Origin of the sequence: Sulfurovum sp. bin170, from assembly GCF_010892395.1 — a bacterium.
In the GTDB taxonomy this organism is placed as follows: Bacteria; Campylobacterota; Campylobacteria; order Campylobacterales; family Sulfurovaceae; genus UBA1140.
The window spans coordinates 1-6006 of record NZ_JAACKB010000420.1 but is presented as its reverse complement, the minus strand read 5'-3'; the positions used below and the strand labels follow the sequence as shown (position 1 = coordinate 6006).

The following is a 6006-nucleotide window of genomic DNA, read 5'->3' as shown; positions in this document are numbered from 1 at the left end:
TTTATTGTGTTTTATGTTATTATGTTAAAAATTATCTTTGGAGGTTAAAGTAAATGGAAAAGAGTAAGTTAATAAATAAGAGTGATAAAAATGATGAGTCGGTAAAAAAAAATAAGTTGGATAGGAGATTGGTAATCCTATTTCTAACTTCACTTATAGCTCTTCTTTTGGCTATAGGAATTTATTTTTTTATGCCAATAACCAACAAAAACATTAAAGAAGAGCATAGCGAAACCATCTCCACATTACCTAACGAATCTTTTGTTTTTAAAACTGTAAAAGGACAGACATTTAAAATAAATGCCACTCCTAAAAGTTTTGAAATACCAAAAATGAAAAATAGAATTGTGTTCCTAAAGGTCTTTGGTTGGGACTGTAAATATTGTCAACAAGAGATTCCAGAGCTTATTAATCTCAAAAAACAGTTTGATGGAGCTTTTGATATTATTGCTATAGAGTCACAACCCCACACGACAGAAGAGAACCAAAAATTTATAGAAGAGAAGGGTATTAACTATCATATTGTAACAGGAGATAAACACAAGAAGTTTCTAAGCTATCTAAAAGAGCATCATGGATGGAGTGGTGTAATTCCACTTAGTATCGTTATTGGTGAGGATGGGAAAATATTGGCATTTGAGGTAGGTTTTAAATCTTACACTCTAGCAGAGCTTCTAAAAGTATCTCTACAGCAATATAAAATGATACAAAAACTACAAAATAAGGAGTGAGAATGAGAATGCAAAATAAGATACTCTCTTTGGGAATAACAATTATACTTTTAGGGTGTGGAGGAGATAAAGAGGAGAAGTATCAACCCATTACTGAAAAGACAAAAGAGGCTCTGGGTGATAATAGTACAGAGTCAGGATGTGATGGTGATGAGGCAAATGAGAATGAAGAGTGTAGTGAAGATAGCTCTAGTAGTTTTATCCTAAATGCACTAATCAAAGAGAGCAACGAGAGTAACAAAACGGAGAGCGAAGATAGCTCACTAAGAGGTCAACTCAATACACTCCTAGATGATATTGCCCAAGAGGAGAATACAAAAGAGAACTCTATCAAAAATGATTTAGAGTCACTGGTGACCCAAGTAGGTGACCTGATTGAAAATAACTCTAGCAAAGTTACAGAGGGGCTAGAGAGTCTAGTTGACTCTTATGATAAACAGGAGAATTCAAAATCTATTAGAGATGAGTTACAGAGTCTAGTTGAGGGGGCGGAAAGCTCTAAATTAAACCGAGAAGATATAGAGTCCAAACTCCTATTATTAGTCGGAGCCGTAGAGGATAAAAAACTAAAAAGAGAGGAGGTAGAAGCACAACTTTTGTCGCTAGTAGGAGATGCAACAAAAAATCAAAAAAATACAAAAGAGAGTCTTGAGAGCTTGGTAAGTAGTGCAGAGCAAGAGGGTACAACAACAGCAAAGAGATTAGCAAGTTCTATTATTGATGATGTAGCTAAAAAGAAAATTAAAATTTTAAGAACAGAGGATGATTTTGTTGTGATTCAGGTTCAAACAGGAGATAGTCTCTCAGCATTAGCAGAAAAATATTATGGAGATGCAACTAAATACAAAATAATACAAGAAGCTAACCAAGATAAAATTGGAAATAGAAATACCATATACCCAGGTATTACACTGGTCATACCTAAACTATAAAAAATCTTGCGAAACTAGGAACCGATGGCTTTAGCCTCGTTATATTCGGGGCTAAAGCCTCCGATTCCAAATAAGTTTTGCAATATGTCTAAAATTAAAAACTAAGGAGATAAAAAAATGATAAGAAATATAATTGCAACTATTGGAGTAGGTCTAATAGTATCAGGGGGTCAAGCATTGGCTATTGATGTGAAGATTACGGAGGAGTTAACCTCTATAACAGCAAAACACAAAGGTAGCAGTGTCGTTATCAAGAGGATTCAAAATCCAGACAGTGACCTAAATAGTGCCTTTACCAACACCTCCAAAGAGTGTCCTCCATACTGCATTCAACCGATGAATATTGGTAGCGTTCAGACACTAGGAGAGCTTGAAGTATTGGCATTTATCAAAGAGATGAAAGATAGTGATGATCTACTACTTGTCGATGCAAGAACTAGAGAGTGGCACAAAAAAGGTACCATTCCAAGTGCTATCAATCTACCATTTACAATGCTAAAAAAAGATGGGAAATATATAGGAAAAATTTTAGCTCTTTTAGGTGGAAAACAATCAGGTGATAATTGGGACTTTAGTGGGGCTGAAACACTGCTTATATTTAGCAATGGTGCATGGGATGAACAAGCGACTTTAGCAATCAAAAATCTTATTGATGTTGGATACCCTGAAAATAAGATAAAATACTACCGTGGTGGTATGCAGATGTGGAACTCTGTTGGGTTAACGGTTAAATAGATGAAAAAATTATCTATTGTAGTATTGACTACAGCTCTGCTAAGTTCAGCTCTTTTTGCTGAAACTACAGAGGGGAAAAAGGGGGCAAGTGAACTTAAAATGTACGCTTGTGGAGTTACTAGAGTTGCTTTTATGGAAGAGTTAAATAAGGCATTTAGCAAAAAATATAGTGTTAAAATCCCCATGAATGAAAAAGGAGGAGATATTTTTGTAATAGGTGGAGTTCAGAAAAAAGAGGCAGATATTGGCTCTGGATGTAGAGAAGCACTGAAAGATGATGATAACGAGAAAAATATCTGGTCAACTCAAGTGGCTTGGGGAGCTTTGTCTTTTATTGTTCATCCCAAAAACAAGATAGATAATATTACGACAGAGAATATTAAAAAAGTTCTAACTGGGAAAATAGCAAACTGGAAAGAGTTAGGTGGAGCTGATAAGCCTATTAATTTAGTTAAAAGAGATAGTAAAAAATCAGGTATTGGTTTAACTGCAAGAGAGCTACTTTTTAAAGATAAAAATCAACCATTTTCAGACAAAGCAAAAGTGGTTAAGAGTTCAGGATTTGTAAGAAAAGCTGTAGGAGTTGATGAGTATGCTTTTGCTATTGATAATGTGATAAGTTCAAGCAAAGATAAAAAAATCAAACTACTAAAAGTCAATGGAGTAGAGGCTACAAAAGAGAATATATTAGCCCATAAATATGAGATGAGACAAGCTCTATATTTTTATCTGAATGATAAACCAAAAGCTTTAGCCAAAAAATATATTGATTTTGCACTTAGCGAAGAGGGTCAAAAAATTATCTCAAAAACTGGAACAGCCAACCTTGAAGAGGCTACAGGTCATGGTGATGAGGAGAATTTAATTTTTCAAAATCTGCAATTTGATGTAAAATCAAAGTAGGGTGGAGCTTTTAAGCCCACCATTTTAAGGAGAAAAAAATGAAAACAAACAGATTACTATTTTCAGCTATTGCTGTATCTGCACTTATATCTACTGCGTCCGCGGGAGCTAAAGTAGAGTACAATGATGGCAAAAGCAGTGTAGAGATTTTTAACATGATGCAGATTTGGGGTATGAATACGATTGATAATGGAGAGAATAATTATGAAGAGGCATCTGACCTCTATATTCGTCGTGGTCGTATTGGAGTAAAGGGTAAACATAGTGACTTGATTAGTTACAAGGTATGGTTTGCATATGATAATCTTGGAAAAGCCAATAATAATATTTTGATGGGTTCTCCTCATGAGAGTACCAATACCAATAAAGATTTTTATATCTGGGATGCCTATTTTACCTATAAATTTGATAAAGAGTTTGCTAATGTGACTTTGGGTTATCTAAGACCACAGATTGGTAAAGAGTCAATCACCTCTGGATTTACGATGAACTCTTATGAGAAAGGTCTCTCAAACTTCTATCTCCGTGCACACCTTGTAGGACGAGGACCAGGTCGTGAAGTGGGTGTTAATGTGGGTGGTTTGACGCTTGATAATAAATTAAACTATAACTTTGGTATTTTTAACCCCAACCATAGCAATATAACAGGTGCTGAGATGTCTGTCAAAGATGGTGGTATTGCACGAGCTACAGCGACTGATAAATCTGCATGGATGATGGCAGGGCGTGTGGCATATAGTTTGGGTGATGCTGAGATGAAAAAGTATAAAATAGGTTATACCACAACCTATTTTGGAAAGAGAAATGGTACAACAATTGGTCTAAACTACGCTTTTCAAGGTTCAACTGATAGGTTTAAAAACAATGAAGTGATGAGTGCTGATTTACTCTCAAACTATGGTGGTCTAAACCTCTCTTATGAGTATGATTTGCTAAGTAGAGATTTTGCAGATGGAACAGGTTATGAAGATAAGATTCAAACACTTCGTGTAGGATACAACATCCCTCTCTCAAATGGGGATTTTTTGGAACCTGCTGTGCTTTGGTCTGAAGCAGATTTGGAAGAGGGAGATTATGCTAGGTCATACTCTACACTTGCAAAAGAGTTTGGAAACGGAACAGCAGGTAGCCAGACAGTTTCAAGTATTGGTCTAAACTGGTATCGTGATAAGATGAGAGAGAAATATGCAATCCACTATGTTAACTTTGATAAAGGAACAAAGGAAACAGGTGATGAGGACAATAGTGCTATTACTATAAATGCACAGTATATGTTTTAGACAAAATAGTTGTGAGGTGGTGCATTTACACCCACCCTACACTACTCTCTATCCAGTAACCACAGAAAATGAGATTTCAGCTATCTCTTTATGTCTCTTGATAAACTCATTCAGGTCATCCAATTTCATATCTTCAATAAGCTTCAACTCCTCAACAGTAGAACCCAATGGACGGTCAGTATAGTACTCTTGGAATGCACGACCCAGTCTCTGTGAAAGTGTCTCATTTCTAAGTGGCTCCGAACCCAAAATAAACTGCTTTGCAGACTCTAGCTCCTCTTTTGTAACTCCCCTGTCAAGAAATAGTTGTACGACCTCTTTGACACTCTTTATCGCCTCATCTCCACTCTCAATTTTGGTCTGTAAGTAGCCAAAGAAGTATGAGTGACTCTTATTAATAATAAACCGAGTATATGCAGAGTATGCTAGACCTTTTTTGACCCTTATCTCCTCCATTATTCTTGAACCAAAGCCACCACTTCCCAAGACAAAAGATGCCACTTGGCTAAGATGTCGCTCTTTGCTATCATACGCCACAGAGAAAGGAGCCCCAAAATAGATATAAGCCTGTTCACTCTTTACTTTTGTCTCTTTGACCTGCTGTTTTCCAATAGGAGTCATCGCTTTTATATCAACACTCTTTATAGATGAAAATTCTGACAGTACGGCTTTTACTATCTTTGAAGCCTCAGTTTGGTTTATATCTCCACCCATAACCACAATAGCATTTTCAAGCCCTAAATGCTCTGCAATATGATTTTTAATATCATCAAGACCGATAGACTCTACACTTTTGACTGTTCCAAGAGATGCCTTGGCTAGTGGAGTATTGGGAAACACCATACTCTTCATTGCGAGTGTTGAGATATAGTCAAAATCACTCTCTTTTCTTTTGAGGATACCAATGGTTTGAGTCTTTATCTTCTCTAGGGTCTCTTTGCTATAGTTTGGGTCTTTTATCAACTCTTTCATTAGCCGGATACCATGTGCAAACTCACTCTTTAGCGAACCAAGCTCAATCACAAAAGTCTCTGCTCCTGAATGTGTGCTAAGAGATATCGCCCTACTCTCTAGTTTGGTTGCAAAACCAACGCTTCCATCTTTTTTGGTTCCTTCATTTAGAAGCTTTGCCGTTAGCTTGACTAAACCATCTTTGGTATCGGTCAAAGAACCAGAATTTTTAAATATCAACTGCATGGAGATAATCGGCAGATTTTTGTCCTCTTCAAATATGAAAGGTACCTCTGTTTTTTCTATTTTTATTGGCTCTAAGACAGCACTCATTAATACTCCTTGTATCATTATTATTAAAATTATTATCTTTTTCAATTTTTTCCTTTTTATTTGTCGGGGAGAGGGCACCCCGACCTACGCGAATCTCTCCAAAATTTTGTATGCTGTATTTCGTTTAGCAGGAGACTCACC

Annotated in this window: 6 protein-coding genes; 5 read left to right on the top strand and 1 reads right to left on the bottom strand. The window is 36.2% G+C overall.

Annotated elements, in window-relative coordinates; genetic code table 11:
- Positions 1-53: 53 nt before the first annotated feature.
- The 5 genes from GSY74_RS09960 to GSY74_RS09940 all read left to right on the top strand — a co-directional run bounded on the left by GSY74_RS09960 (position 54) and on the right by GSY74_RS09940 (position 4581).
- Positions 54-731 carry a TlpA disulfide reductase family protein gene (locus tag GSY74_RS09960; RefSeq protein ID WP_164664951.1) on the top strand — a complete coding sequence of 226 codons (678 nt, stop codon included), beginning with the start codon at positions 54-56 and terminating at the stop codon, positions 729-731.
- 2 nt (positions 732-733) lie between these two features.
- Positions 734-1663, top strand: a complete 930-nt coding sequence (locus GSY74_RS09955; protein ID WP_164664950.1) for a LysM peptidoglycan-binding domain-containing protein — start codon at positions 734-736, stop codon at positions 1661-1663.
- A gap of 117 nt (positions 1664-1780) precedes the next feature.
- The gene (locus GSY74_RS09950; protein WP_164664949.1) at positions 1781-2398 is read left to right on the top strand and encodes a rhodanese-like domain-containing protein; all 618 of its coding nucleotides are present in this window, start codon (positions 1781-1783) and stop codon (positions 2396-2398) included.
- Positions 2399-3301 (top strand): substrate-binding domain-containing protein, encoded by a 903-nt coding sequence (locus GSY74_RS09945; protein ID WP_164664948.1) that lies wholly within the window; start codon positions 2399-2401, stop codon positions 3299-3301. It abuts the gene before it with no gap.
- Between the two features lie 38 nt (positions 3302-3339).
- Positions 3340-4581, top strand: coding sequence for a porin (locus tag GSY74_RS09940; protein WP_164664947.1), 1242 nt, complete (start codon positions 3340-3342; stop codon positions 4579-4581).
- A gap of 48 nt (positions 4582-4629) precedes the next feature.
- Here GSY74_RS09940 and GSY74_RS09935 read toward each other — a convergent pair whose 3' ends face one another.
- Entirely contained in the window at positions 4630-5865 is a 1236-nt protein-coding gene (locus GSY74_RS09935) for a pitrilysin family protein (protein WP_164664946.1), read from the bottom strand.
- Positions 5866-6006 lie beyond the last annotated feature (141 nt).